General features: G+C 63.0%; 3 protein-coding genes and 1 pseudogene. All 4 read right to left on the reverse strand.

Translation table 11 applies throughout. From position 1 onward, the window contains the following. Window positions 1–104, reverse strand: a pseudogene (locus ENZ75_RS35770) (xanthine dehydrogenase family protein subunit M); the annotation flags it as partial. Between the two features lie 13 nt (window positions 105–117). Beyond that, window positions 118–561 carry an SRPBCC family protein gene (locus ENZ75_RS28405; protein ID WP_063168521.1) on the reverse strand — a complete coding sequence of 148 codons (444 nt, stop codon included), beginning with the start codon at window positions 559–561 and terminating at the stop codon, window positions 118–120. A gap of 132 nt (window positions 562–693) precedes the next feature. After that, entirely contained in the window at window positions 694–1521 is an 828-nt protein-coding gene (locus ENZ75_RS28410) for an AraC family transcriptional regulator (RefSeq protein ID WP_024501541.1), read from the reverse strand. Between the two features lie 179 nt (window positions 1522–1700). Next, the gene (locus tag ENZ75_RS28415; RefSeq protein WP_063168520.1) at window positions 1701–2468 is read right to left on the reverse strand and encodes an SDR family oxidoreductase; all 768 of its coding nucleotides are present in this window, start codon (window positions 2466–2468) and stop codon (window positions 1701–1703) included. Window positions 2469–2495: the final 27 nt, after the last annotated feature.

Consider the following 2495-nt stretch of genomic DNA (forward strand, 5'->3'; position numbering starts at 1 on the left):
ACGCGGCACTGAAGGCGGCCGCCACCGAGATAGCGGGTGCCGGCCGCCTTCAGTGCCGCGTTCGCGTCTTTCACCGTTGCAAAAGTCTGCAGTGCCAGCGCCATGGTCTGGCTCCTGTCAGCTCTGGCCGGCGAAATGGCTTTTCAGGGCGTCGAAGCCGCCCTGAAAGACATTGGCGCCCATGCCCTCGGCCAGCTTGTCTGCCTCCTCAGGCGCGGCGTCGAAGCTAGCGGTCCATTCGGCGTAGGTGCGGTCGCCATCGGTGACGCGCCGCAGCTGCAGGGTCGCCTTGTGGTTGGTCAGCGGCTGCGGCGTCTCGAGGATGGAGTAGCTGACCAGGAAATTCTGATCGGAGAAGTCGAGCAGCTTTTCGCGTAGGCGGGCGCCGCTGGCGAGCTGGAAATTGCGCACGCAGCCGATTGTGGTGGCATCCTTGCCGTCTTCAATGTGGCTTTCCACCATGCGCGGATGCCAGCCCGGCAGCCCGTTGAAGTCGCGTATGCGCGCCCAGACCTTTTCGACCGGCGCGTCGATGACGCTGGAGATGGTGACTTTGGCCATTCAAAATGTTCCCTTGCAAAAGCGATCCGGTGCAAGGGTAGGGCGGCCATTTCAGCGACGCTTATCAATGCGTCTTGAGCGCCTATCAAGGAGTCTGAAAAAGGGCGGGGAGTCTGAAAAAGGGCGGCTGGTTCAGGCGATCGCCCGCGCGGCCTCGCGGTAGAGCGTCGGCGGCACGCCGACATGGTCGCGGAAAAAGCGCGAGAAATTGCCCTGCGTGGTGAAGCCGAGATTGCAGGCGACGGAGATCAGCGGTTCCTGCGACCATTGCAGCTGCCGCACCGCTTCCTCCATGCGCAGCGTGTTCCAGTAGACATTGGGCGTCAGATTGGTCTGTTCCTTGAACAAAGCGAAGAAATGCGGTCGCGACAGGCCGACGCTGCGCGCCACGTCGTCGAAGCAGATGCGCTCGCAGACATTGGCTCTCATCAACTGGATTGCCTTGCGGACACGAAAATCCTGCATGGTGTTGATGCGGACACGGGCCTCCTGCGGCGCCGAGGCGTCGGCGGCGTCGAGCACGCTATCGATGAAACGCTCGATCTCGTAGTTGGCGATATCGTCGACGCTCTCATTGTCGCTGAGGTGGTCGAGCAGATTGGCGGCGGCCTGATGCAGCCACGGTTCCAGCGTGATCGCGGCTTGTGAAAACAGCGGCGCCGACGAAGGCAGGTCGCGGCGGCGCCGCGCCCAGTCGGGATCGATGTAGAAGGCGAGAAACAGACCGGGCGTCCCGTTTTGCGACAGAACATGGCTGTGCGGCTGGAAGGAGTTGATGCCGGCGGCCGTTCCAGGCCCAAGCCGGACGGTCTCGCGGCCGATGGTCATTTCGCCGGCCGTACCTTCCAGCCAGATGATGAGATGGGCCTCGACATGGGCATGGGTGACGAAGTCGCTTGCGACATTCAGGATAGAAACATGTCCGAACCGGCCCCAGTAGAGCCTGATCGCTTCCGTCATGGGTATATCCTCCCGCAGGCGACTGGCCTCCCTTCGCCTGCAGTGGGGATTGTGCGGCCGAGTTCGGGGCCGCGTCAAGACGCGCGCGGGCGGCGAGGGCGAATGACGGCCAGTGAGGCCGGATTTTCAGACTGAGCGATACGCACTGGAACGAATGGCGGTCGGGAGAATTGCCAACCTCAAACCGAAGCCGTCATGCCGCCATCGACATACAGCGTATGGCCGTTGACGAAGGACGAGGCATCTGACGCCAGAAACACGGCGGCGCCGATCAACTCGTCGACATTGCCCCAGCGCCCGGCCGGCGTGCGCTTTTCCAGCCAGGCGGAAAATTCGGGATTGTCGACCAGCGCCTGGTTCATCTCGGTGCGGAAATAGCCGGGCGCGATCGCATTGATCTGCAGGCCGTGTTTGGCCCAATCGGCGCACATGCCCCTTGTCAGGTTGCGGATCGCGCCCTTGGTGGCGGTGTAGGGCGCGATGTTCGGCCTTGCCAGTTCGCTCTGCACCGAACCGACGTTGATGATCTTGCCCTTGCCGCGCGGGATCATGTGGCGGGCGACCGCCTTGGCTGCATGGAAGGCGCCCGACACATTGGTCTTGAACAGGCGCTCCCATTGCTCCTCGGGAAAGTCCTCGAGCGGGGCGCGGAATTGTATGCCGGCATTGTTGATGAGGATGTCGATGGCGCCGATCTCGGCCTCGATGCGGGCAATGTCCTCATTGACCGCCTGAAAATCGGTGACGTCGAATACCGAGGCGTGCGCCTTGAAGCCGGCGTTGCGCAGCTTTTCGACGGCGCTGTCGATCCTGGCGGCGTCGCGGCCGTTCAGCACCACGCTTGCCCCATGTTCGGCCAGGCCCCGAGCCAGCGCGAAGCCGATGCCCTGGCCGGAGCCGGTCACCAGCGCCAGCCGGCCCTCGAGGCTGAACAGGGAGTTGGCCATCAAACCGTCTTTTGTTTGACCATGATC

It is taken from the genome of Mesorhizobium sp. M7A.F.Ca.CA.002.04.1.1, assembly GCF_004022805.1.
Classification (GTDB): domain Bacteria; phylum Pseudomonadota; class Alphaproteobacteria; order Rhizobiales; family Rhizobiaceae; genus Mesorhizobium; species Mesorhizobium ciceri.